This is a genomic window from Flavihumibacter petaseus NBRC 106054, assembly GCF_000974785.1.
Taxonomy (GTDB): domain Bacteria; phylum Bacteroidota; class Bacteroidia; order Chitinophagales; family Chitinophagaceae; genus Flavihumibacter; species Flavihumibacter petaseus.
In genome coordinates this window covers 1,969,875-1,995,554 of sequence record NZ_BBWV01000001.1, presented here as the reverse complement: position 1 = coordinate 1,995,554, position 25,680 = coordinate 1,969,875, and the positions used below count along the sequence as shown (strand labels likewise).

Genomic DNA, 25,680 nt, shown 5'->3' with positions numbered 1-25,680 from the left:
TAAATGTAGGTCAGGGAACGGGTACAATACGATGTTCCAGGTTCCAGCCATAGATCTCGATTGCAAGCTGTTCTCCTTTTACGCTGCCCGCAGGATAGGTCACCCTGATCGTTTTGCTGGTTCCCGGCATCACGGTAATATAATTGTCGTCGAAAAAGGTTGGCAAAATCCGTTGACCAGTAGACTTCCGTACCAATGCCACGCGATTAAAAAATGCAACGGGCGCGTTTTCCGGATTGGTCAGGGTCACATTCAGTGTTTCCTCTGAAGTTGCATTTCCGCCTGGCTGGTGTTCTGCAAGGCGATCCACTTTAACGGTCAGCTTTGATGGCGGAAGGCGGGAAAGCGCATCATATTTTCCATTCCTTCCTGGCAACCAGTAGATATTTTCGTCTAATAAATGTTGACCAGCATCAGAAAGCTGCAGCTTTACCAGGCAACCTTCAGTTTTGTTGAGCTTCTGCAGGAAGCCATCCATACCGAAATAATATTTCGCCGAACTGGCCCCGATCTCATTAAATACCATTGAATACAGAGAGTCTTTTCCAGTTGCAATATCCACTACGCTTACCCGCAGCATCAGGTCGCGGACAGTTGAAAATCCGTTGTTTGCTATCCAAACAGTGCTGTCGGAGGGATTGAACATGATATGCAAAGGCCGGCTGCCTGAACGGAGTCCATATAAACAGGCATTCACATCGAGATAATAGTCATACATCTGACCGCGTAACGCCGTCCAGGGATTCTGGGTTTTCCAGATCATCACACCGGTATACCAATCCCACATACGGGCGGTAAATCCTTCTGCCAGCGCACGATACTGGTCATAGTTGACCAGCTGGGCTTTCATCGCAAAATCCCTGACATCTTTCACCGGGCCATAGCGACTGACCTGGTCGTTATACCCGATGTATTTATGGTAATGCCAAACTGAATCCACCTGATTGTCTTTGCCTCTGCCTTCTACCGGTGGCACCAGGTTCTCAGCAGGAATAAATTTCTTCAGGGAAGCATAGTCGCCCACCCCGACGGAGCCGATTTCGCTGTTATAGGGAAACGTCCGGTGTTGCCAGAAATAGCCGTTTTCCTGTATACCATAAGGCCCATCGCCGTTGCCGCCCAAAGTATTCAACGACATGCTATCGCTGTTGGAATAATCGAAAAGTTGCCTGGTGCCGTCCAGGGCAGGCAGCAATGAATCTTTGAGTGCCGACAGGATATCCGCAGGTGGTGTTATTTCGTTGCCGCCACACCAGAAAGCCAGGCTTGGGTGATTGCGGATCATCCTGATCTGATCACCCATGGCTTCCAGTACGAGCTTATGGTTATCCGGGTAACTCCTGCGCATCCATTGATCATCCGTTTTCATCGGGTCAATCCATCGGCCGTTGCAGTCACCACTGAACCAGAAATCCTGGAAAACCAGCATTCCGTATTTATCACAGGCTTCATAGAACTCCGGTCTTTCGGTCAGCGCTCCGCCCCAGATCCTGATCAGATTCAGGTTCATGTCCCGGTGAAAGCGCACTTCAGCATCGTAGCGTTCCCTGCTGAACCGGAGCATGGCGTCCGAAATGATCCAGTTTCCGCCTTTGATAAAGACTGGCTGTCCGTTTACATAAGCCTGCATGCTGCGGGTATGCGCATTCCATTGGTTGTCAACCTGACGAATGCCAAATTTCAGGGTATCATTGTCTGTTACACCCGATGAGGTGATAAAACTGGTAATGCCAGTGTACAGCTCCGGACTTCCATAACCGTTAGGCCACCAGAGCCGCGGCTGGGCAATGGTCATTTCACCGAGACTATATTCCCGGTCACTGTTGGGGGGTATGGTTACGGATTTTGTGAGCGTTTTCCCGTCCGCTTCAAATTTGAGTGTGCCGTTAATGACCCTGCTGGTCGGATTCTGAAGTGTTGCATGGATACGCACAGTAGCAGGCGCCTGTGGATTGCCGGGATACCGTTTCCCGGGAACAATGGTCACTATGTGGGGATCATGCAACCGGACTCCCCGCGTCTTCTCAATCAACACCTTATCCCAGATGCCGGTGTTTCGGTCGGGGATAGGCTGTATCCAGTCCCAGCCCGCTACATACTGGTGTGTGAGATCTCGGGCGATCCGGCCATCTCCGCCCTGTCCACCGTTCGGATTTCCCACATGATCCGGGGGATGAACCAGCACGGCAAGCCGGTTTTTGCCATCCTTAGCGAGCAATTGCGAAATGTTATAGATTTTCCGCAGAAACATGCCTTTGATCGGCGACGGGTCGAGCCGCTTGCCGTTCAGAAAAATTTCAGCGGAATAATTGATGCCCCTGAACTGCAGCCAAACCTCACCGCCAGGTTCCGCCTTTTCCTTAAAATCCTTCACAAACCAATAGGTATAAGCAGCTGGTCCCGTAAAATAGATGTCAGGGATCTGCTTGTTGTTCATTCCGTAAAATGGATCAGGCACTTTTTTATTATCAAGCAGGGTAGTGAGCACAGTGCCGGGTACCACGGCCGGCATGGCGGCTTCTCCAGGGAGGCCGGGTTTTCCCGGTAAAGAAAGTGTTTCCCCTGAAATGGTTACCGCCGATGCAGGTGCAGCGGTCCATCCGGAATTCAATTCATAACGCTGCTGGGCAGCCAGCGGGAGAAAACCGCTGCAAGTGATCAATAAACTCCACCAATATTTCATAGCTGCAAGTATACGATTTCGTTGTACCTTAAGTGCAGTTGTTTGACTCTGTAGCTCAGTTGGTAGAGCAGCTGACTCTTAATCAGCGGGTCTAGGGTTCGAGTCCCTACAGGGTCACCCGGGTACAGGCTTTGGTATTAATTATCTGAAAACTTCCGGTATGAGAAAGTTTTGCCTGGGCCTGTATGCCTTTCTGCACTATTTCCATTCATCTTCACAGGATACACAATACTGGACCCAGCAGTTCGGAACCAGGTCGGCTCTGCTCGGTGGTTCAATCGTTGGCAGCGTGAACGACAACACTGCCCTCTACTATAATCCGGGCGCACTCGGGTTCATTGATACCGGCTCATTGTCGATCAATGCCAATATTTATGGCATTGAAAATATCCGCATCTTCAATGCTGCCGGGAATAAAGCAGATTTCCGCAGCAGCCAGGTTTCCACGGTTCCGTTATTGTTTGGCGGAATGATCCCCAACCGGAAAAATGCCTGGCGATTCAGTTACGGCCTGATGGCACCTGTCGATTTCAATTTCAAATCTACAGCAAGACTCGATGGCAACTTCGCTATTGTTAATGACAATGAAAGTCCGGGGCAGGAATCCCTGATTGCACAGGCAGACCTCAGCACCCGGGTCACCGAAATGTTAGGCGGCTTTGGTGCCGGCAGACAGCTGAACGAAAACTGGAGCATTGGCATTACCGGTTTCATCGGCGTCCGCTCGCAGGTCTATAGCCGAACCCTCCTTGCCCGTTTTTACCTGAATCCCGGGGAGGAACTGGTAACCGGCAACCTGATCCAGAACCTGAACTATTACCATGTGAGGTTCATTCCCAAGCTGGGAGTAGCCTGGCGCAAGGGTCAGTGGGATCTGGGACTGACCATTACCGCCCCATCCATCGCACTTTTTGGAAAAGGCACCGTTGCTGCTGATGCAACAGGCACCAATATTCTGCCGCCTTCAGGCGATACCCGCATCGATTTTCTTGCCAACGATCGCCAGGAAAAACTAAAAACCACCTTCAAATCACCGTTTTCAGTTTCTGGTGGCGCTGCTTACAGTTTTGGAAGATCCCAGATCAATGGAACGGTTGCCTGGTACGGCAAGGTGGCTATGTATGATATTATCCGTGCGAAGGCCGCCGCTTTTGCGCGTCCTCCGGACGCTTACCCGGAGTTGACGAGTGATGAATTCCTGAGGGTCAGAACTGCTGCGCGGCCGGTGTTCAATTTTGCCTTCGGTTATGAGTACATCCTGAATCCAAAAGTCACACTGGACATCAGTTACAGGAATGATCAGACCTATTTCGACACCGACCTGAACGATATGCGTGGTATCAAACCTGACCTGAGCAGCTGGGATATCCATCATTTCACTGTTGGCGGTACTATACGGAAAAACAGAAGCGAGCTCAGTGTTGGGCTCGCCATCAGTAACGGAAAGGATGGCAACCGCGAACAGAGCGGCAATCTGAGTAAACCCAGTGAAAGCAACCTGTTACAGGGCGAAACTACCATCACCGAGGCTAAATATTCCAGCTTCGGATTTTTATTAGGGTATACTTACAGTTTCCGAAAATTCTGACGCCTTTCAACCATCATGGGTAGAGCAGGTACTTTTTCCGCATGGTCTTGTAGGTTGTAAGTCCCGGCTCCCAGCTCGCTCGGATGTCATTTTCTGAAGCACCGTCAATGATCTGCTGGCGGAACATTTTGGTACCGGCCAGTTTGTCAATATCATTTATTTGTTTGCTTTGGGACCGGTCAAAAAATCTCTCTTTTTCCGGATAGGCTTTATAGAGTTCCATCATCCACTGGATATTGATCTTTCCAGAACGCACCAGCGGCGTAACGTCAAATTGGTACAGATTCAAACCATAACAGGTTTCATTCATATGCAGCGGCGTTTCACTCTTTCCCGGCAGGCTCCGTGGTGTGAAATGAAATGCATATTTGCCCTTCAGCGCCGGACTTCCCAGGATGGTAAAGGAAGAATCGGTTCCCCGGCCCTGGCTCACTATTGTACCTTCAAAAAGACAAATTGAAGGATACAGCATAATACTCTGTTGCGTATTCAGGTTGGGGGATGGCGGAACCGGGAGGGTGTAGGACATTTCATGCCGGTAGTTTTTGAGGGCTATAACTTTCACGTCGCAATGCAGTTGATTGGGCAACCAACCTTCTCCGTTGATCATGTTGGCAAACTCACCGATTGTCATCCCATGAGCGATGGGAATTGGAAACTGCCCGATTCCTGATTTTAATGACATATCGAGAATGGGTCCATCTACCAGGTAACCGTTAGGATTGGGACGGTCCAGCACCAGCATTGGCTTGCCGTTTTCAGCACAGGCTTCCATCACATCCCGCAATACGTTGATGTAGGTATAAAACCTGCAACCAACATCCTGAATGTCGAAAATGACAATGTCTACATCGGCCAGGTCTTCCTTTGTCGGCTTTCGTTTTGCACCATACAAACTCAGCAGTTTCAATCCGGTCTTTGCATCCTGTTCGTCCTTCACTTTGGCGCCGTTACTGGCATTCCCCCGGAAACCATGTTCCGGCCCGAATATCTTCACAATATTGACCTGGAGCTTCAATAAGCTGTCCACCAGGTGTTGCCTGCCAATTATGGTTGTCTGATTGGCCAGTATGGCAACACGCTTTCCTTTCAGCAGAGGCACATACTGTTGCGTTTGTTCTGCACCGGTAACTATCGTGGTTGAATTTCCTTTCTGACCAGACATTACAGAACAACTCAACAACGCGATCAGGCAGGTAGTAATCAGTAGTTTCATAAAATATCAGCAAATGAAGCAGAAAGATACGATGATCAGGGATATACCGAACCCGGCGGCTGGTGGTCGGCTTTGCCGAAGGAACGCATCGAGATGACCTTTGCGCTGTCTGAGCCTGCACGATCACCCCTTGCTGTGAGGGCCTGACTAAGGCCAAGAGCGGACCATCCGTTTCCGGGATTCATCTGCAGGTCTTCGCGGTAAACAGCTGCCGCTTCCGCAAACTTTTTTTGCACCATCAGGTAATGTCCCAGGTATTGTCTTGCCGGCAACAGCCATTCTTTGGGCTCGAGATAGGTCATGGAGTCTTCCGTCGCAACTGCCCGTCTGATCGCTGCCACGGCCGCATTGCGTTTTCCTCCTGCCCAGAGTATTTCCGCTTCCAGGATCCCGGAAGCTACCCTTGCCCCATAGATGGGCAGGTTATTCGTGGGGTCGTCGGTTACATAGAGAATGCTGTCCTGCTGGTACCGGTAACAGGTGTCCAGTAATCCCCGTGCTTTCCGTAATTCACCGGTATGGGCAAATGCCAACCCCTTTGCAAAGGCCTGAAGGATTTTGGCATAAGACCAGTCCGCCTGGACTACTGAGGTATCTGAAATCAGCGCTGCCCACCTGCCGGCGCGCACCTGCGCAAAAGAAGGAAGCATGAAAAGATATTGATCGTAGGTATTGTCATGTGACAGCTGTAAAAGGGTTCGGGTGAACATGGCGGCATCCATCGCCTCCCGGTGCATCGCACCGCTCATAGCGCAATAGCTTTGGACCGCCCAGTAATGGGAAGCATGTTTTACGCGGAAGAATCCCGGGAACAATGAGTCATACATCACCAGGTTCCGATCGGCAAGTTTATTGACCTCAACCCCCTGCGAATAGTCGCCGTTCCTCTCATATTCATGGCTCGACATGTGAACCATATGCGCGATACCCGGGTAAGCCAGCCTGAGTTTGTCCGCTGCCGTCAATGCTACTTCCGGCTGACGCGAAGCTTCTGTTAAATGGATATAATAGTGCAAGCCAGCCGGATGCTCCGGAGACATCTTCATCGCCCGCTCACATACAGCGACAACCGCTTCGGTCCACGATTGGGGCTGACCATCATTTCTCCAGAAATTCCAGGGATGTTCCAGCATCACGGCATCCACATACAAAAACTGTATATCGGCATCATCCGGATAGTCAGCGGACAGTTTTTTCATCGCAGCAGTATATTCGGCAGGGAAGTAAGCTACCGAATCATGGTCAGGTAATTTCTGGTAACGCTGGTTCAACGCCCACACCAGTGCCTTTTCTTTGGGAGCTGCCTGATCCAGCAGGCTGTTCATTTTTTCAAGTACCGGTTTAATGGCGGGTTGAATGCGATAGGAATAAACAAAATTATAACCGGGACCAGCAACCAGCGCCCGGCCCCACCAGGCCATGATCGCAGTTGAATCAAACCTCGCCGCTTCGCGGAAAGAACCCCGCGCTTCAGGGAAATGGTAGCTATAATACATAGTCAGACCCTGGTTAAAATAAAACTGGGTGCTATCGTTTGTAGTTGAAACCGGGTAGTGATGATTTCCGGTACCCGGCAGGGGAATCATGAATTTATTTCCTGCCATCCAGATAAAATCGGGATCCGACGGGCTGCAGGAAATGTTCTGGCGATCTTCAGGAAAAGCAGCGCTATGGCGGCTAACCATATCATTGGGATGAAAATGCCACCAATAAAAAATCCCCATGAGCAGGGGCAGGATTCCGAAAGTGCCTATCAGCTTCATTCCGGTAAATTTTAGTGGTAAACGGGACGTTCCTCACCAACATAGTAAAAATTTTCCGATAAGCCATCATACGTGGGCATTTCTATTGGAAAAGGACAACCCTTTGCCGTGATTTCTGTTATTTTAACATATGAAACATGTGGTCATCATCGGCGGTGGCTTTGCAGGAGTCAACCTTGCCGAAGCACTGGGAAAATCCAGGCAATTTGAAGTCACACTGGTCGATCGCAATAATTATAATTTCTTTCCGCCCCTTCTTTACCAGGTGGCCACCGGATTCCTGGACGTCAGCAATATCAGTTATCCATTCCGTAAACTATTCCGGCAGTATACTAACGTCAACTTTCGGCTGGGAGAATTCCATGAAGTTATTCCGGCTGAAAAGAAAGTAATCCTCAGTACCGGCACACTGACCTACGATTACCTGGTTTTCAGTACAGGCGCGGCTTCGAATTTCTTTGGTATGCAGAATGTTCAGCATCACTCGCTGCCGATGAAAACCATCAATGACGCGATAGAACTGCGCAATCATTTTCTGCAGCATCTCGAAGCTGCTACGCTGACCACTGATCCGGCGGAAAGGGATAAACTCCTCACGATTGTCGTGGCTGGTGGCGGTCCCACAGGAGTGGAACTCGCAGGGATGATGGCTGAGCTCAGAAAAGAGGTGGTGCCGAAAGACTACCCGGAATTGTCAGGAAAAGGATATCCCTCCCACATTATTCTGGTAGATGGCTCGGGTAAAGTGCTGAGTCCGATGAGCGTTGCCTCCCAGCAATACACACACGATAAACTGGTCGAAATGGGCGTTGAGCTGATTCTCGGCGTAACAGTAAAAGACTTTGTGAACGAAACAGTCATCCTGAGCAATGGCCAGAACATCCCTACAAAATCATTGATCTGGGCGGCAGGTGTGACGGCGGTGTTACCGAAAGGCATCGCGCCGGAAGTAGCCGGAAGGGCCAAACGCATGCAGGTAGATGCTTTTAATGTGATCAATGGACAGACAGATATTTACGCCATTGGCGACACCTGTATCCAGACCTCGGATCCCGCTTTCCCCCAGGGCCACCCGCAATTGGCACAGGTTGCTATCCAACAGGGAAAACTGCTTGCCAAAAACCTCGCCGCCCGCGAAAAAGGACAACCACAGCAACCCTTTATTTATACCGACAAGGGCAGCCTCGCCATTATCGGACGAAACAAAGCAGTAGCAGACCTGAACCATCCCACCTTCCACCTGAAAGGTTTCATTGCCTGGTTCATCTGGATCTTTGTTCACCTGGCCGGGCTCATCAACTACCGCAACCGGCTCAAAACACTGTTCAACTGGATGCTTGCCTACTTCCGGCGTGACCAGTCGCTTCGCATGATCATCAGGCCAAAAGGAGAAGACGGCAAGCTGGAATGATTTCCTATTTTCAGCAAAATTTACCACATGAAGCGATGGCTCGGATTGCTGCTCATTGGCGCAGTAACTACCCTCCAGGCACAAACGAAAATAACGGTCATCAAAGCCGGACACCTGATTGATACGGAATCCGGCAAAGTACTGGATAACCAGGTCATCCTGATCGAGAACGACACGATCCGGTCAGTCGGTCCAAATCTGGCAATCCCCCGAAACGCTACCATCATTGACCTTTCCAAAGCGACGGTTTTGCCAGGACTGGTTGACTGTCATACGCATATTACCGGCCAGCCTGGTGGGGACTATTATGCAGACATATTCCGGAAAACGCCGGTAGATTTCGCTGTTACTGCGCATGTTTATGCAAAACGCACTCTCGAAGCGGGTTTCACCACCATTCGGGATGTAGGCGCACCGGCCTTTGTGGATGTTGCCCTGAGGAACGCGATCAACAATGGCGAGGTGGCTGGTCCGCGGATGGTCTGTGCAACACTTTTTATCGGTTCCACTGGCAGTCATGGAGACCTCAACGGTTTCTCTCCTTTCCTGGAATTCCATTATCCTGAGCAAATGTCCGGCGTTGCCAATGGCATTGAAGGCGTGCGGAAGCAGGTAAGGTATAACGTCAAATACGGAGCCGATGTGATCAAGTTTGGTGCAAGTGCAGGCGTGCTGACGGAGGAAGAAAGCGTGGGTGCACCACAATACACCCAGGAAGAAATGAACGCTATCGTAGATGAAGCCAGGACATGGGGCAGGAAAACCTGCGCCCACGCACATGGTGCTGAAGCCATTAAAATGGCAGTGAAGGCTGGCGTTGCTTCTGTTGAGCATGGCAGCTTCCTTGATGACGAAGGGATTGAACTCATGAAAACAAAGGGAACTTTCCTTGTAGCGGATATTTACAACGACGACTATATCATGAGTGAATATGCAAAACTCGGCTACCCGCAAAAGATTATTGAAAAGGAAAGGCTGGTGGGTCGCACGCAAAGGGAAAATTTTGCCAAAGCGGTGAAAGCCGGAGTAAAAATTGCCTATGGTACCGATGCCGGCGTTTACCCGCATGGCTGGAATGGTAAGCAATTCTTTTACATGGTGAAATATGGGCTGAGTCCGATGCAGGCTATTCAGTCCGCAACATCCAATGCGGCGGAACTCCTGGGCTGGCAGGAGCGGATAGGATCGATCAGTGCCGGTAAACTGGCGGATATCATTGCCGTTTCTGCTGATCCACTGAAAGACATCCGGGTGTTGGAAAAAATACAGTTTGTAATGAAGGGTGGTCTTGTGATCAAAAACGAAACAGTACAATAACCACATATAGCATATCAAAAGGCCGGAGACATATATTGCTTCCGGCCTTTGAGGTCTTCTTTGCCTGCTAAAGCCTGAGCCTGACACCCGCCTGAACAAAAATTGAACGGGATTTTCCTACATCAACATCATCCAGGTCACTGGAGACGTCAGTAAGCGACCACTCATAAGCCCCTTCAATGAACAGGATGGAAAAATCAAGTCCAACGCCTGCCTGAAGGCCCCATTGGGCTTTTTTGAAATCATCTATGTCGAAATCTTTTACATTGGTAAGGATAAAACTGGATACACCACCGAATGCCCGGAGGCCAAAACCACCACTTGAATCACCCAACAACTTTACACCAATATTAACCGGGATACGGATACCACCAACCTCGAAGTCAATATCCTCCCCCGTTGAGCCTTCATTTACATATTTTGTGCTCTTCATCACATAAAAAATCCCAGGCTCTATATACCATTTATTGCCAAACGCAATAGATCCTCCTATCTGATAACCAACTTTTGATTCATACTTCCCCGTACTGGCGTCTTTGGAGAAATCAGTGAAATTAATGCCTACTGCAGGCTTAATGACCATTTGTGCCCGACTCACAGTAACTAAGCAGGCAAAGGCCAACGCAAAGGTTACAATGTTCTTCATAATAATAGTTTAATGGTTCCTGCAAAAATATTGCAGAAATACCATCAATCCTTCGCATGCCGTATAACTAATGCCTTGAAAGCGAGGCTGGGCGCTATTTCCCGGAGCCCTTGTCCGCGAATGATTTGTCTTTCAATGCATCAGAAGCGATGTTTAAACGCCGTATAAAAGTGTATCGCCGACTATTTTTTTGTAGCGTTAAAAGCTGAATCCGAGACCCAGCAGTACTTGTAGAACTGCCATTTCATATTTCTGTTCGGGCTCTCCACTTTTTCGTTTGGGGTACGCGTTATAGTAGTTGATGTTGCCCAGTATGTCAATATTGTATGCCACCCGGTAACTAATTCCAAAAGCGACGTCCCAGGCAAAAGCTGCGGGCATTTTGGTTTCTGCATAATTTACCGGGGTCCTGGTTCCGTATTGGTCTACCGCTGTAAAAGAAACCGCCGGTCGGATGGAACGGTCGATACCAATGGCCATGGTCGCTTCATATGCAAGCCTTGACCCTTCATAAAACGGCGCATGATAGGTCACACCACCCAAACCCTGGTAAGAACGCCATTTATCTGTCTTAATATCTACCGCAACTGATGCATCCTGAATATTGGGATCGTTCAATGTCTCGGTCACAGCGTCCTCGTCCTGCTGGTGATAGCTATAACCTCCCTGGATAAACAGCTTCCAATTACCATCCAGCCATGCGCCGACTTTAAGGTTGCCCTGCAACCCCGGCAGCGCGCCTCCCGATAACTTGCCCTCATCATAGTCACTTAATGCAATATTGTCTTTCACCTTGAAATTGCCAATCGGAAAAGATGGGCCGGTAGACAGTTCAACATAAAAACGTGGTGGATGCGTGGTCTGCTGTGCAGAAAGGGAAAGTTGAGAAAAAACAGCGATTACCAGAAGGGGGAAAAACCGTTTCATAGCTGTTAACATTTGTCACGGCAATTATACGTTATTTTAGTCATGTGGAAACCATTCTTCATACATACGGTCTTGATAATTACGTTAAGAATATCTATTTCTTCGAGGAAAAAGTAACAGACAGCCATACGGTACTGCCTTTTTATGCCGATGGTTGCCCGGGCATCATTTATCAGACAGGTGGCCTTAACGCCATAAGGCTGCCGGACAAAAAAACACTGTCCACTCTATTTGTGTATGGACAAACCATCCACCCCATTGAACTCTCTTTTGTGGGAGCTTATCAAATGCTTGTGTTCCAGTTGTATCCTTTCGCGGCGAGGACTTTCTTCGGCATCCATCCAAAAACGCTTAATGATGACTGTTACGACCTGGCTGCTACCGGGCCGGCAGTTGTGGAACTGCTGGCTGCTCTGAAAGCTTCCGGGAACAGTGATGACTATCCGGTGCTCATGGCGACCTTCCTTGCCGCCCGGCTAAAGACAACATCCACCAGCCCGCAGGAACAGATCAGGCTTGCCCTTCACCTGCTCCTGGAAAGTGGCGGACAGCTTTCTGTCAGCGAGCTTTGCTATAAACTCCACCTTACCGAGCGCACCGTCCAGCGGCTTTTTGAGGACCAGATCGGAATCTCCCCCAAACAGTTCGCACAGATCGTGCAGTTTGACCTATCCTTTCAACAGGTTATAGCTTCCCCTGCACCCCGGCTGACCGACATTGTATTTGAAAACGGCTATGCGGATCAGTCACATTTTATCCGCAGATTCAGGAAATATACCGGCCATATTCCCTCCCGGCTAATGAGAAAAACTGACAACTAGGATTGTCGGGTTTGTTCAATTTCGCCCGTGACAGCAACGATAGCTTTGTGTCTTCAACTCATCATCATGAAACACAACATTCTGTTAGCCGGTGGAAGCGGAAAGACCGGCCAAAGGGTAAGTCAACGATTACAGGAAAATGGAATTCCCCATCGCATTGGTTCCAGGAAAAGTAATCCTTCCTTCGATTGGTATGATCCCGCCACATGGCCCGAAGCATTACAAGACATTTCGCAGGTGTACATCTGTTTTCAACCTGACCTTGCCGTTCCCGGAGCTTCGGAGATCATCGCGGAATTCGCCAGGCAAATGAAAGCAGCGGGTGTAGAGCACGCGGTTTTATTATCCGGAAGGGGCGAAAAGGAAGCCGAAAACTGTGAGGAAGTACTGCAGGCTTCCGGAATCGACTGGACGATCCTGCGCGCCAGTTGGTTTATGCAGAATTTCAGCGAAGGTTTTCTCGCTGGCTCCCTTGCTTCAGGTATACTCGAGCTTCCGGAAGGGCTGGCACGCGAACCTTTTGTTGACGCAGAGGATCTCGCGGACGCCGTTGTCGAAGTGCTGCTTCATAAAACCCACCATCTGAAGACCTGGTCCCTTACTGGTCCGGAACTGCTTCATTTCAGGGATGCAACGGCAATCATCACCAATATAACCAGGCAGCCAATCCGTTATCATGATATTTCCATGGAAGCTTTCCGTGGACAATTAGAAGCAGCCGGACTTCCGGAGGATTACATTCAACTGATCAGCTATCTTTTTTCAGAGGTGCTTGATGGCCGCAATGAAAGCGTCACGCAGGATATTCAGAAACTGACGGGCCATCCACCCCGGAGTTTTGAAAGCTTTGTCAGGAATTCACTGCTCCCGGTTACAACTTGAAGAAAATTTTACGCCGGTAAAGGAACAGGCAAAGTAACCACTCAAGTGCCACAATGGCCACTGCCGCAATCACCACTTTGAAGTCTTCTCCCGCATTAAACCAATCCAGTACGCCGTTGGTTATTGCCGTTATGTAACCGTTGAACCATCCATGACCAACGATCTCAAAGAAGAGGTAAATGAAAATGGCGTTCATCCCGAACACATTCACGATCAGTAATCCCTTGCGGTGCTGCAACAGGTCGACCCACCAATAGGAGATTGCCAGGAACCACAGGCACCAGCCGAGGGAAGCCAGGGTAAAAGAACTGGTAGCAATACGTTTAATGATGGGGGTAATACCAGCCAGGTCAAGCCCGTAACCAAGTATCATAACAGCCGCACCCCACATAAACAGTTGCTGCAACAATTTGCGGGAACTTTGGGCATTGCCAGTCATGTGCTGCTGCAGGAGCTTACCGGCCAGCGCCCCGCCGATCGTATGAACGGCGGTCGGAATGCAATTAATGGCCACCCATCCGCCGCTGTTGATCTTGTTCATCAGAAGCAGGTCAATATAGTTGCCGAAATTATGCTGATCCGTAAACGGCTGATCGAATCCGGGTACATGGGTAAACCGGTAAAGGCATTCCGTCAGCAGGAGGAGTCCGGCACAAACGCTGATCTGGGCCGTTACGGACCAGCGAAAGATCAGGAAAGCGATCAATGTGGTAAACGACAACTGGGTCAGGACGTCCCAGAGCTCAAACGATAATCCTTCCGGCCGTACCGCATAATCCAGTACGCCCCAGAAAAAAAGCCAGCCGGATCTTTTCAAGGCTTTTCTGAAAGTAGCCGTCCAGGAAACACCTGCCTCCCATTGCTTCTTTAATGAAAAGGCCATGGCTGTGCCTGCCATGAACATAAATGCCGGCTGCACCAGGTCCCACAAGCGGAGTCCGTTCCAGGGATGATGCACAAACTGCCGCGCCAGGTAATTCGTTATATGGCCTTCAGTCTGGTGGTCCAGCCATTCATAAATGCCTGTTGCATCAAATGCCAGCAATAACATGATCAGTCCCCTGAGAAAATCAAGGGATGCAAGTCGCTGATAGACGTTCAGATTAACGGCCATGGATCTGATTGAGCAGTAGGTAACGATTTCTTGTTGTTTCTGTTTCAAGACGGGTCCGAACATCGATGATCATTACCGGTGCAGGTTGCCTGGCTACAACCGGTTTCCATAAGGGCAATGCAATGCCATTGGGATTGCCGGTCTTAACAAAATTGGCAAAATATTCCTGGAGGATGAGCGAAACGGTATAATCCTCCGGCTGCCAGTCAAATACCCGGTTAGATGGGAGATTGCCAAGAGCATATTCAATTTCGGCAGAATGTGAGGCACCTTTCCCGGCCGGCTCTTTTCCGTCTCTTGTTGCCGGGCGCGGCCTGTCGTACCGGTACCGGTAAACCGGCTGAATACTATAGGAGGCATGCATATCTATCCATTTCCAGGTGCCGAAAGAAATGAACCGGTCACCAGCCAGGTCACGGGCCGCTTCAGCTACGCCTGAGTCTGTCGGCGGTGCATAAACTTCCATCACTTTTCCGGCCAGGTTGCCATATAATCTGCCTACCGCTTTCTCAAAATTGGCGCGGGTCGGCGCAGCATTTCCAAGCACTGCAGCGCTGCCGGATTCTTCTGAATTCCACCCGGCCAGCAAGGGCACATTCGCCTGTTTTCCTGATGCAAATATTTTATCCGCCGGTTCCGGCAGGAAATAACCGTCAACAGCTATACCAAACCACTCCCATTGGTGGGCCCGTGCAGCTTCCATAACAGCATTGGCATCCATCTGCCGGAGTGCAGCGAGGTCCTTGGCTTTGACACTGGTCATAAATTGTTTTCCCTGCTCTTCCCTGGCCGCCAGAGGCATCGCTTCAAGGCTGCCCATTACTGCACCGCTTTCTCCGATGGCACCTGCAAAAAGGTTCCGGGAAACCGGGGACGCCATCTGTGCACTGACTGAAATAGATCCTGCAGATTCGCCGGCAATCGTAACTCTTCCGGGGTCACCGCCAAAAGCACTGATATTGTCTTTTACCCATCGTAAAGCTGCTGCCTGATCAAGCAACCCATAATTTCCTGAGGCATGCAGGGGAGATGTTTTGGTCAATTCGGGCAAACACAGGAAACCGAATACGCCCAGCCGATAGTTCACCGTCAGGGTGACGATTCCCCTTCTGGCCATGGCTGCACCGTCATAACGGAACTCAGAACCGTCTCCGGCCACCAATCCACCGCCATAGAAATAAACCAGCACCGGCAATTTCTCGTCAGGTTTTGCAGCCGGCGACCAGACGTTCAGGTAGAGGCAATCTTCACTCATGCCGTTGGAACGAAACATCATATCACCAAAGATCGGCGGCTGCATGGCACGGGGTCCGAATGCCAGTGCCTTTCTGATGCCTGACCATGGTTGCACTGGTTGCGGCTCCCGCCAGCGTAACTGCCCTACAGGTGGCGCAGCAAAGGGTATTCCTTTAAAAACCCGGAGCCCTGATTCGTAGGTGCCCTCCACTAAACCTGACCTGGTTTTCACAACCAGTCCGGTGTCAGCAACCGGTGTTGCAGCAATCAGGTTGGACCCGGATAAGGTTATGCCGCAGCATAAAAAGATAAGCCGGAAACGAATTTTCATGTTTCCAAATCTAATGTATTCAACGATACTTCGGCTCAGCTGCATCCCACCTCAACCGGGTTGTATACATATCGTTGTTTATATCCTGCGGATCAAAAAACAAACCAGATGCAACACCCGTTCCGGTTTGCAGCGGCATTTCTCCACCCAGTATAGACGCGTCCTTCCCTCTTTTGGAAAACCGAAGCGGAATAATTGATTCATGAAATCCCATGATCTCAATGTTGTCCTTTACCTCCATGTCGGATCCACCCGAATGGCAATCTTTGAAAATACGCCTGGTTACCAGGATATCTTCCGAAACAAATGCAAGTTTAAGATCGATGCCGTTTGATTTATAAACGACCCAACCTCGCAGGCCTTCCCCTTCTGAATTTTTGCGGCGAGGCTCCAGGTACTCCGGTATCCGGCTCCATTTGACGGTATAATCACCACAGGCGTCTACGGTAACATGGCTGGTATAGCTGCCATCAGGCATGGCAATGATTCCTTTACTCCTGTCATTCAGGTCTGTTTCCTCCAGCATTGGCTGCTGTCCTATCTTGAACCAACCATCCGCATCAGCGCGAAACCTCAGGTAAAGCGCTACTTTTTTAGTCAGACTTCCACCCGGGCTTTCCACTTTGTCGTAGTGCATGTTTACAATCCATTCATTGAGTACTTTGCTGTCACTGCCGGATGTCGATTCAACCACAACCGGGCCGGAAGCTGATGTGCCGACGGAAGGTATATCGCAAAGGATCATACCTGCTGTCCAGAACACAACATTCAGGGCCTCGTTATTAACCTTCACGGAGCGTTTTGCAACACCCGGATCATCGCCGAAACTGCCGTAGATCCATAACCGCCCGGGATAGGTTGCCTGAGGGTGATTCATTTCCGTTTCATCTACCTGCATATAGTCGATATGAAACTCGGTGCGGATAGTAATATTGGACACCAGCATCAATTGCGCTTTCCGCTTCATTTTTACTTCAACACTTATGGCTTCAGGGTTTATTCTAGGAGCCTGGTTGGGAGCAGTATAGTGCCTTCTGCCACCTTCACCTTCAAGTATGCCATCCCCGGAATAATCCCATGCTCCCAGGAACCGGCTTTTAACAGGGGCGGGCTCGTTTACGGGGGTTTGTCCCGGTATGATGATTTCGGGATAATCTTCCGGAAGTGTACACATAACCCGAAGGTCAAGCTGGCCGCCGGGATCGATGGTAGCCTCCCAGGGATCGATATATACAAAGGGAAAGAAACCCCAGTCGCTGAAATGTGTGGTATTAACTGACAGCGTATGCAGCTCCCTGTCTAATTCCGGCTCACCCGCAAGCAGCCAGGACCCCGAACTGTCCTGGTAAGCGATACCCAGAAGGTCAGGCACGGTGTTTCTGATGGCTGCCGTGTCGTAATGAAAAGTAACTCTTGCCGGCTGCTGAAATTGGATATCATGTGGTTCAAGCCGGTAGGCTTTGCCATATCCGGAGGGCAGTTGATTGGACACGGGCTGTATAGAGATCGTTCTTTCTTCAGCGAGCGCTCCTGCGGGGATTTCCAGTCGAATGCGTCCATCTGCAGTGCTGATTGTGCCACCGGCGGTTCCGATGGATTTCGTTACTGATGGTCCATCCGGCTGGCCTGGCAACGTAATGAGCGGGGTATTGCTAACAGGTTCCGGTTGATCAGTTTTGGAACAGGAAAAGAGAATAGTGAACAGCATTACGCTGAACCACCGGTTGATTCGTTTCATAAATAAGGTTGTTGTTAGTTCAATGACGACGCAATACTAACAATGGGAGATAACCTTATAAACCAAAGCCGTAACGAATTGTGCAATAAGTGGAATGAACAGGAATTGATCAGCTGATCCTCACGCTTCCTCCAGCACGTGCAGCTGCATAAATTGCCTCTACGACCCGGATATCCCGGAGTCCTTCCTCCCCCGGCACGAGCATCGGTTTGCTTTGCATGATGGCAAGGGCATCATCATCCATCTGGTTTGCCTGTTGCCAGGGCACCGCATAAGGATGGTTGATCCTGCCGAGCGGGCTTTCACCCTGCACACCTGCATATCCGGAGTAAGGGTCCATATGGATCTTTCCCTGTGCGCAGGTAATATCCAGAAAATTGATGTTTTCTCCGAAGCTGGTTTTAATGTCCGCGATCACACCTCCCGGAAACTCCAGTGTAGCCACTACCGTTTCGTCCAACCCGTCTTTGTAGATCTCCGGTCGTGTGGTGGAAGTGACAGCTTTAACTATGAATTCAGGTTCCTTACCTGTACCCAGCCTTGCCCCCTGGATGGCGTATACGCCCATATCAAGCAGCACGCCTCCTCCCATTTCTCTTTTTTGCTTCCAGTGATCAATGCGGTTGTCACGATATCCTGCTGCGCAATTGACCTGCTTTACGGCGCCAAGTTTTTTGTCATGGATGATACCCCGCCATTCCTGCGTATTGGGTTCATGCTGAAGGCGATAGCCAATAGCAAGCGAGCGTTTAGCCGAACGGCAGGCATCAATCATATGCTGACAGGCACTGACGGTCATGGCCATCGGCTTTTCGCACCACACATGTTTACCGGCGGCAGCAGCCCGCACAACATATTCTTCATGCATTGAAGGCGGTAGTACCACATACACTACATCGATATTTTTGTTATTGGCAATACTGTCGAAATTATTGTAGTTGTAAATATTCCCGTCAGGGATCTGGTATTTCTTTTGCCAGGCATCCGCCTTAGAAGGTGTACCTGTCACAATGCCTGCCAGGTAACAGTTCCTTGTTTGTTGTAAGGCCGGTCCTAACAAGTCTGTACTGTAATACCCCAGACCAACCAGCGCAACGCCCAGCTTTTTGGGTTGCCGGAAAGTACACGACAACAATGGGTTTGCCGAAAACGCAATCGCACCGGTACTCAGGGCGAGCGATTTGATGACCTGCCTCCTGGATAGCTTGCTCATGACCAATCGTTTCCTGAAAGTTACAAATTGTATACTCCCGGTGAACTGCCGGTAGTTTACAAAACAACCAGTTTCAGCCGGGTGGTTTCTTTTCCGCTTTGGCGGATGATCAGATAATATACGCCATTTCGGAGGCGGGCTGTAGAAAATATGGTATGCTGCGAATTCAGTTCCTGAACCAGAACCTGTCTGCCCATGGCATCATACAGAGCAAGTTCAGCCGCCGGCCATTCCTTGCTCAGAATGGTAACGTTGCTTCCCTGAACAACCGGATTGGGATAAATCAGGTAGGATGCCGTCGCCACTACCCACGCTGTTACCGGCTCGCTGACGATCCGCTTTCCGGAATGCAACACGAGGCGCACACGGTAAATATTGGCACCATTTACAGGTTGATCGTCTGTGAAACTTTGCTCCACAGAAGTTGCCGGTTGTCTGCCGATAGGTTCGAACCTTCCGTTACGCCGTTTCTCCCAGATAATTGAATCCAGCCCGTATAATGTACCCAGCGTCAACTCCAGTTTCACTAAGTCACCGTTGACCCCCGCCAACAATTGACGGAAGTAACAGGCTACCCCCTGTTGCGTGTAGTCAATTGCAAAAGACCGGAAGCCTGCATTTCCGGCAAAAACCGGCTGTACGGCAAAATGATTTGAAACGAGTTCGTCTTTGGCCATGACCACAACTGTATCTGCTGTTGTCAAAATCCCATTCATATACTTATCACCCAGGTGGAACAACCTGTAAGCATCTGCACCTGGTTGCCGTTGCCAGTAAAGCAAAACAGAGTCGGGGCAGTCAAAGCCGACTTTTAATGCCGGTGGCTGTGACAGTGCAACCTGATCCGAAATGAATTCACGGTTACCAGCAGTTATTTTCAGCAGCAACGGCCCGTTTCCGGCAGGTGTGATCCAGGTGTAATACCCCTTCGACAGCTCAACGATATTAGGCTCATCCACCCAGCTGCTGCCTGAATCCCTGCTGAATGAAAGACGGCCGATCGCTGTGCCGAACCCAGAATACCACCGCAGCACTTCAGCCTGACCGCTGTGCAATGCATCCTCTGCCACCGGAAAAGTCCAGCGGATAATATTCGCTGTATCAAACTGGTAGCTAATAAAAAAAGATTGCGGTGCGTTTTCGCGAACTACATTTCCATTTATCTGCACTGCATATTCCCCGGCGCGGGGAAATGAAATGGTAACCTGCTCACAGGTATTCAGGGAATCTCTTCCCCTTACAGCATCTGCGTTCAGCAGATCTGCATCAGGATGGCTGTCAAGAACCCAGGGCAACCAGGTCTCTTCTGATCCGCCATAGGACACAGACAGATCCAGGTCATTCACGATAGCCCTGGCTGCCAGCGGAGCAGCCGGCGGATCCGTCCAGCTTAATGTTAATTTCAATGCCGATATCCCTTCAGGAACTGTCAGCCGGAAGACTTTCGTTTGTGCCCCTGCAATTGTGCCGGAAAAATATTGTTTGTGATCAAGGTTTTGTAATGCCCGCAGCACTTGCAGGTTACCGAAGCCGGAGTGATAATCAGGACCTGGCTTTCCGGCATCAGCAGCGCTGTTGATCAGTAAAACCTTTACCAGCGCAGCATCCGGCAGCACCCCCTCCTGTATAAAATACTTTTGTTGCAGCAGGGCAGCCGCACCGGATACCAAAGCGGCTGCCCCTGAACTGCCATCAGTAGCAAACGCAACAAGTTCAGGCTTTATCCTACCGTCATATGCAGGTCCCCGTGAGCTGGCCGGCAACACGTGGTAAAAAGAATCGAGGTGCCCCACCGCAAGGCTGTTTTTAGATTGCTTGAAACTGCCGGTAATATTGGCCATGCCCGGAACACCGGCATAGGTACCGATCGTATCGGTTTCTCCGCCACTGTTTCCCACTGAAAAAACATGAAAAAGTGATGGATTAGCCACAACACTGGCATCATATGCCGCAGCATCTGCTCCGTAGTAATTTTCTAATCCTGTTCCGTAAGAATGATTCTGAACAGAGATGCCATACCGCCTGTAAAAGGCGTCCTCCTCAGGAATCAGGCGGTTAAAATCAGCTGCGCTGACCATAGCCCCTCGCGCCACACCATACCCTTCATAAAAACTGTTACCCGCACCGGCAATAATTGTCGCCATGTTGGTGGCATGCGTACTGAAGATGGTGGGAGCGCCGGACGTGGTGCGCCATCTGCCTTTAATATCGATATCCGCGGTATCGGGGAGTTGTTCTTTGACCGAGACATTAATTCCTTCCCCTGTAATACCCGGGTAAACGCGGTGCGCTGCATTTCCGCCATTGACCGACAAGTCAAAATTACTGAGTGCCAATTCTTCTTTCGCCGTTCTCAACCTGCTTGTCGCGATTATATTCTCCGCTGGAATAGTTTCCTGCAACTGCTGGAAATTCGCATGAACCACCATCAATTTTCCGGAAGCGTAACTGTATTTTACCCAGATACCTTTTTGCCTCAAATGCTTTAATACCGCAGATGTGTCCTTAACAGCCACCAGAAAATCAGCTGATTGATGCAGCTGTTCAGCGGGTAACCGACGAAGTTCCAGGGAAATTTTTCCCATCCATGGATCAGATACAACTTGTGCTGCCGCGCTTAAGCACCAAAGGAAGACAATAAACGAAAAGGCAGCTCTCATAACTCCCAATTTCAGAAAAATGCTTTAAATTAAACAACCCAATTATTGCGGCAGTTAATTCCACTAACCAACAATTAACCTACACACATGAGTCATTTGAAACGTGCGACACTTGCAGTATTTGCTGCAGCTACTATTCTTACCTCCTGTAGTAAAAATGGTAAAACCACTACTCCGCCTGATGAAATCAGTGCCGATGTAAAAGCCAAAGTAAGCGCCCTTGGTCTCGATGCCGGATGGATGCAGAAAGCAGAAGGAGGTTACCTCATCGAAGGAGACATATTCTTGTCAGAAAGCCGGCTGGATGAACTGGTCTCTTCACCGGTTTTGCGTATCGCTGAAACAGAACAGTACCGAACCTTTAACCTGGTGACAGGTTTGCCCAGGGTAATTACTATATCAGTTACCAATCTTCCAACGGTTTACAGTGATGCCACCAATGAAGCGATCCGCCGTTACAACACGCTTGGACTGCAACTCACTTTCCAGCGCGTTCAATCCGGTGGAGCTATAGATATTATCGGATTCAACCAGGGACCCAGTGGCGGTTATATTACACTCGGTTCATCAGGATTTCCGACTTCCAGCGGAAATCCCTACAACCAGGTCAAGATGAATACCAATGAAGCTGCCTATGGCAGCAATCCAAACCTCAATTATGTAGCCAGCGTACTGCAACACGAGATTGGCCATTGCATTGGCTTCCGCCATACCGATTATATGGATCGCTCCTATAGCTGCGGTGGAAGAAGAGTGAATGAAGAGAAACCCAAAAGCGGACTTGGCGCGGTGCTGATTCCGGGCACCCCAAGCGGTCCGGATGCCAACAGTTTTATGCTCGCCTGTTCAAATGGCAGCAACCGAACTTTCAATGCGAACGATATCATAGCATTGAACTATCTGTACTAGTCAAAATATTGTCGCATATTGGTACGGCTGCATCCCTGTGATGCAGCCTTTTTATTTCAGCATTTTGCTTAGTTTTAAAACTGATGCGACCGCACAACCACTACCATAACTGTTTGCTTCCTGTTTTACTGCTGTATTTCGCCCTATCCCAGCTAACCTTGAATGCGCAAAACCGGAGGGATTCTACACAATTACCGGTTTTTGCCCGCAGTTTCAGCGACAGCACATTTGACCGGATGCAAAGCCTCATATCCAGGGAGCACCAGAAAAGCATCGACAAATACCGCGAAGGCCGGATAGCGCTAAGGCAACGGCAGATCATACAGGCCAGTGTGAAAACAGCACAGGATGCTAAAGCCGCCATGCATTCCGGCATAGACACCGCTGCCATTACCCGGGAACTTCATAGAGGAAGGGAAAACCTCGAAGTGATCAAGGATGGCATTTTTATTCATGAGGGCATACCACAAACTTCGCGGAATCTGGCAGTAAGTAATTCACTCGCTATTGAATTATACAACCGCATTTCCAGCCTGCATGCAAAGGTTGACGCCTATCTCGCCCGCCTTGACGGCTACCGCGACAAACTTGACTCGCTGGGAACAGATTCAGCGGTCTATTCTTTCCCCAGGGATTCCCTGAAAATGCTGTCCTATTTCCATCAGTTGCTTTCTACATCGAAAACCATTTCCCCGCTTGACACGGCCCTGAACCAGCATATCCAGCATCTAGAGACCTATACTGCCAAAATCGAAATACTGCAGAACGATGTCCGACTGATTGTGGATGACCTTGAAAAACTTCAAAAGGAGAACACCCGTAACCTGTTCAATAAAGAAGCCCCGGATCTCTGGAACAAGCCCCTGCATAAACGTCCTTTCAAGGAAATTGCCTGGTTTTCACTTGCCAAAACAACTACTGCCCTTAAATACTATATTGAAGAGAATGCAGGAAAAATAGCTATCCTGATTTGCCTTGTTTTGCTGGACGCACTGATGCTGTATATTCTCAAGAAGCGAATGCGTGAAGAAGGACAACTTACCACCGATGATTATAAAGGTCAACTGGTTATCCGGTATCCATTACTGTCTGCCATTGTGCTGATCTTTTCGATCTTCCAGTTTATCTTTATTAATCCGCCCATCCTGTTCGATTGCTGTCTCTGGCTGGTCGCCATGATTTCCCTTACCCTGATTCTCCGTGGATATATCTCCGCTTTCTGGCTTCGCTTTTGCTGGATTATTCTTACTTTTTATTTGCTGGCTGTGACAGCAGACATCATATTGCAGGCTTCAAGGACCGAACGTTGGTATCTGCTGATAATTTCTCTGGCCGGCGCCATCTATGGCATTTCCTTACTCTCCGGAAAACATGCTGCCGCCTTAAAAGAAGTGCGCACAAAATATTTTGTACTGTTTATGGTTTTTTGCGAAACCGTTGCCTTCTTTTTCAACATTGCCGGCAGGTACAATCTCAGTAAGGCACTTTTCATGGCCGGCTTTTTCGGCCTTGTGATTGCACTACTTTTCCTGTGGACGATCAGGTTAAGCAATGAGGCACTTGCACTCTCCTCCCGGGTCTACCGGCTCAGCAGCAAGAAGTTGTTTTATATTAATTTTGAAAAGATCGGTGACAGAGTACCCTCATTTTTTTATTTCCTCATGGTGATCGGCTGGCTGGTTCAGGTTGGTCGAAATTTCTATGCTTTCCGGCAATTGACGGATCCGGTCAATCAGTTTCTGGACGACCCTGTAACGGTAGGCAGTTACAGCTTTACTATAAAGGGAATTTTGATCTTTATCGTCATCCTGCTGGGCGCCATGATACTATCAAGAGTCATTTCCTTCTTTACAGATGAGCCCGAAGCACTCGCTGCAACAGATCCAAACGCAAAACCCAGGGCGACCATCGGCAGTTGGATGCTGCTCGTCCGCATCGTTGTTATCAGTGGCGGCCTGTTCCTGGCATTCGCAGCTGCCGGCATTCCGCTGGATCGGCTGACCATTATTTTTGGCGCGCTGAGTGTCGGTATCGGTCTTGGTTTACAGGGACTTGTAAACAACCTTGTAAGCGGCCTGATCATTGCATTCGAGAAACCGGTGAACGTAGGTGACCTCATAGAAATCAAGGGCATGACAGGAACAATGAAGTCCATTGGCTTCCGCAGCAGCATTATCACCCTGAAAGACGGGTCAAGCCTTGTTATTCCCAATGGCGACCTGCTGGGTCAGCATATGGTAAACTGGAGCATGAACCGGAATTTACGGCGGCTCGAAGTAACCGTTGGCGTTGCCTATGGCACCGACCTTGATAATGCAAAGGCAATATTGCAGGGCATTCTTGAAGCAGACACCCGGATACTTAAAAATCCGTCGTACCGCGTGCTCAACACCGCCTTCAATACCAGTTCAGTAGACTTTGTACTATTGTTCTGGGCCAATGACTTCGCCCTGAGTTTTCAGATCAAAAGCGATGTTATCAACCAGGTTCACCGGGCTTTTCATGAAGCCGGGATCGTCATCCCCTTCCCGCAAACAGATCTTCACCTGCGTACTTATCCCAAAGATTTATTTACACAAAACCATTCTGATGAAAAGGCTGATTAACATTGCTCTTGTTTCCATGGGCATTTCAGTGTATGCTTCATGCGGACAGCCCGGCGAAACCGATCAGCAGCATGCCGGCGACTCCTCACCGTCTGCAACAGAACAGGCGACTGTTGCTGATTCCGCAACAATGCCTGATTCCGCCTATAGCAACACAGGCGCTATCGTTGCCACGCAGGCTGCATTGCGGATGATTTATGCAGATGACCTTAAAAAGGGACTGATTGATTCTGCGAGCAGGACCTTCAGCATTTTTGAAACTGATCTGAACAACGATGGAAAATCTGAGATTCTGGTAGGATTATCCGGATCTTACTTCTGCGGATCAGGAGGCTGTACCATCCTCGTGTTATCATCCGAAGGAAAGCCGATCAGTACGATTACTGTCACAGAACCACCATTGATCATTGCCAGCACCAACACTAATGGCTGGAAAGATCTTTTCCTACAAAGCCGTGGCAAATGGCATCTTGCCAGATATGACGGGAAAAAATATCCTTCCAATCCAAGCGTGTTGCCCGTTGCCAAAGAAGCACCGGCCGCAACGCTAACCCGCGCGTTGGATCCGGACCACTCCAAAGTCAAACCCCTGTTTTAGTCCGTAAATAATTTATTTTCC

Annotated in this window: 18 protein-coding genes and 1 tRNA gene; 9 read left to right on the top strand and 10 right to left on the bottom strand. The window is 49.5% G+C overall.

Annotated features, from left to right (window positions below; genetic code table 11):
• Positions 1-10: 10 nt before the first annotated feature.
• On the bottom strand, positions 11-2,683 hold the full coding sequence (locus FPE01S_RS08365) for a glycoside hydrolase family 2 protein (RefSeq protein ID WP_046368274.1): 2,673 nt from the start codon (positions 2,681-2,683) through the stop codon (positions 11-13).
• 44 nt (positions 2,684-2,727) lie between these two features.
• Between FPE01S_RS08365 and FPE01S_RS08360 the strand changes: the two genes are divergently transcribed.
• Both FPE01S_RS08360 and FPE01S_RS25400 read left to right on the top strand, forming a co-directional pair.
• Positions 2,728-2,800 (top strand) — tRNA-Lys (locus tag FPE01S_RS08360).
• Between the two features lie 43 nt (positions 2,801-2,843).
• Positions 2,844-4,271, top strand: coding sequence for a hypothetical protein (locus FPE01S_RS25400; protein WP_072053961.1), 1,428 nt, complete (start codon positions 2,844-2,846; stop codon positions 4,269-4,271).
• A 13-nt stretch (positions 4,272-4,284) separates the two neighbouring features.
• On the opposite strand, the gene FPE01S_RS08350 is transcribed toward FPE01S_RS25400, so the two are convergent.
• A complete protein-coding gene (locus tag FPE01S_RS08350) occupies positions 4,285-5,487 on the bottom strand; it encodes an exo-beta-N-acetylmuramidase NamZ family protein (protein WP_046368272.1) in 1,203 nt (400 codons plus the stop codon).
• A 35-nt stretch (positions 5,488-5,522) separates the two neighbouring features.
• Positions 5,523-7,250, bottom strand: coding sequence for a hypothetical protein (locus tag FPE01S_RS08345; RefSeq protein WP_052955609.1), 1,728 nt, complete (start codon positions 7,248-7,250; stop codon positions 5,523-5,525).
• Between the two features lie 130 nt (positions 7,251-7,380).
• Here FPE01S_RS08345 and FPE01S_RS08340 point away from each other — a divergent pair, with 130 nt between their 5' ends.
• Together FPE01S_RS08340 and FPE01S_RS08335 are read left to right on the top strand one after the other, a co-directional pair.
• Complete coding sequence (locus tag FPE01S_RS08340) at positions 7,381-8,661, top strand: NAD(P)/FAD-dependent oxidoreductase (RefSeq protein WP_046368271.1); 1,281 nt, start codon at positions 7,381-7,383, stop codon at positions 8,659-8,661.
• Between the two features lie 27 nt (positions 8,662-8,688).
• Positions 8,689-9,978 carry a Xaa-Pro dipeptidase gene (locus tag FPE01S_RS08335; protein WP_046368270.1) on the top strand — a complete coding sequence of 430 codons (1,290 nt, stop codon included), beginning with the start codon at positions 8,689-8,691 and terminating at the stop codon, positions 9,976-9,978.
• 67 nt (positions 9,979-10,045) lie between these two features.
• On the opposite strand, the gene FPE01S_RS08330 is transcribed toward FPE01S_RS08335, so the two are convergent.
• A complete protein-coding gene (locus FPE01S_RS08330; protein WP_046368269.1) occupies positions 10,046-10,624 on the bottom strand; it encodes a porin family protein in 579 nt (192 codons plus the stop codon).
• A gap of 198 nt (positions 10,625-10,822) precedes the next feature.
• Positions 10,823-11,551, bottom strand: a complete 729-nt coding sequence (locus FPE01S_RS08325) for an outer membrane beta-barrel protein (RefSeq protein ID WP_046368268.1) — start codon at positions 11,549-11,551, stop codon at positions 10,823-10,825.
• Between the two features lie 44 nt (positions 11,552-11,595).
• On the opposite strand from FPE01S_RS08325, the gene FPE01S_RS08320 reads away from it, so the two are divergent.
• Entirely contained in the window at positions 11,596-12,372 is a 777-nt protein-coding gene (locus tag FPE01S_RS08320) for a helix-turn-helix domain-containing protein (RefSeq protein ID WP_046368267.1), read from the top strand.
• A gap of 66 nt (positions 12,373-12,438) precedes the next feature.
• Entirely contained in the window at positions 12,439-13,254 is an 816-nt protein-coding gene (locus FPE01S_RS08315; RefSeq protein WP_046368266.1) for an NAD(P)H-binding protein, read from the top strand.
• Here the strand turns inward: FPE01S_RS08315 and FPE01S_RS08310 are convergent.
• From FPE01S_RS08310 to FPE01S_RS08290, 5 genes are all read right to left on the bottom strand, one after another.
• Positions 13,244-14,368: an acyltransferase family protein gene (locus FPE01S_RS08310; RefSeq protein ID WP_046368265.1), complete on the bottom strand. Its 1,125-nt coding sequence runs from the start codon at positions 14,366-14,368 to the stop codon at positions 13,244-13,246. The two genes, FPE01S_RS08315 and FPE01S_RS08310, sit on opposite strands and share 11 nt — an antisense overlap.
• Entirely contained in the window at positions 14,358-15,935 is a 1,578-nt protein-coding gene (locus FPE01S_RS08305) for a carboxylesterase/lipase family protein (protein WP_046368264.1), read from the bottom strand. The genes FPE01S_RS08310 and FPE01S_RS08305 overlap by 11 nt, the downstream gene beginning before the upstream one ends.
• A gap of 19 nt (positions 15,936-15,954) precedes the next feature.
• Positions 15,955-17,673, bottom strand: a complete 1,719-nt coding sequence (locus FPE01S_RS08300) for a hypothetical protein (RefSeq protein WP_046368263.1) — start codon at positions 17,671-17,673, stop codon at positions 15,955-15,957.
• Between the two features lie 109 nt (positions 17,674-17,782).
• The gene (locus FPE01S_RS08295) at positions 17,783-18,886 is read right to left on the bottom strand and encodes a Gfo/Idh/MocA family protein (RefSeq protein ID WP_046368262.1); all 1,104 of its coding nucleotides are present in this window, start codon (positions 18,884-18,886) and stop codon (positions 17,783-17,785) included.
• Between the two features lie 56 nt (positions 18,887-18,942).
• Entirely contained in the window at positions 18,943-21,471 is a 2,529-nt protein-coding gene (locus FPE01S_RS08290; protein WP_046368261.1) for a S8 family peptidase, read from the bottom strand.
• A gap of 162 nt (positions 21,472-21,633) precedes the next feature.
• Here FPE01S_RS08290 and FPE01S_RS08285 point away from each other — a divergent pair, with 162 nt between their 5' ends.
• From FPE01S_RS08285 to FPE01S_RS24730, 3 genes are all read left to right on the top strand, one after another.
• Positions 21,634-22,455, top strand: coding sequence for a M57 family metalloprotease (locus tag FPE01S_RS08285; protein ID WP_046368260.1), 822 nt, complete (start codon positions 21,634-21,636; stop codon positions 22,453-22,455).
• 158 nt (positions 22,456-22,613) lie between these two features.
• Positions 22,614-25,061, top strand: coding sequence for a mechanosensitive ion channel domain-containing protein (locus tag FPE01S_RS08280; protein WP_169749144.1), 2,448 nt, complete (start codon positions 22,614-22,616; stop codon positions 25,059-25,061).
• Positions 25,045-25,659 (top strand): COG3650 family protein, encoded by a 615-nt coding sequence (locus tag FPE01S_RS24730; protein WP_052955607.1) that lies wholly within the window; start codon positions 25,045-25,047, stop codon positions 25,657-25,659. The genes FPE01S_RS08280 and FPE01S_RS24730 overlap by 17 nt, the downstream gene beginning before the upstream one ends.
• Positions 25,660-25,680 lie beyond the last annotated feature (21 nt).